General features: G+C 25.1%; 1 pseudogene. It reads right to left on the bottom strand.

What is annotated here, in order from left to right:
- Positions 1–204: 204 nt before the first annotated feature.
- Positions 205–446, bottom strand: a pseudogene (locus METFODRAFT_RS11820) (hypothetical protein); the annotation flags it as partial.
- Positions 447–505: the final 59 nt, after the last annotated feature.

Genomic DNA, 505 nt, shown 5'->3' on the forward strand with positions numbered 1-505 from the left:
AAATTATTGCTCTTTACAATCGCCTATAATATTAAGACGTTGTATGATGTTAAATTTAGGTAAGTTTGTTAATAATGGTTATTACTTCAATTGCTAAAACTTAATAGTATCTAACTATTTCCACATTGTAATTATATATCTAAATGTGTGATGGGAATTAGGGTAAATTATTGTATTGAAATCTTTAATGTAATTGATATTTATCAGTATCTCCGAATATGCATTAGGTATGCACAACTGAGTATTATCTATTGGTTTATTTGTATATATGTGCATTCGAATTAATTCATTAATTTTGATAACGAATTCTTTTAAATTCTTGGTTTTATAATTCGTATTTTTGTTTTTCCATTGCATTGCAACCCATAGATTGTGAATAATCGCTCTAAGTATAAACAAGAATAATCTTACTTCTAAAATACTTTGATTTCGTTTTTATTAGCTATGTTTTTAAGTCATTCTGAATCTTGTTTCGATATTCCATCGTTTTTTATACGTTTTTAGA

This window comes from Methanotorris formicicus Mc-S-70 (genome assembly GCF_000243455.1).
Taxonomy (GTDB): Archaea; AGJL01; Methanococci; order Methanococcales; family Methanococcaceae; genus Methanotorris; species Methanotorris formicicus.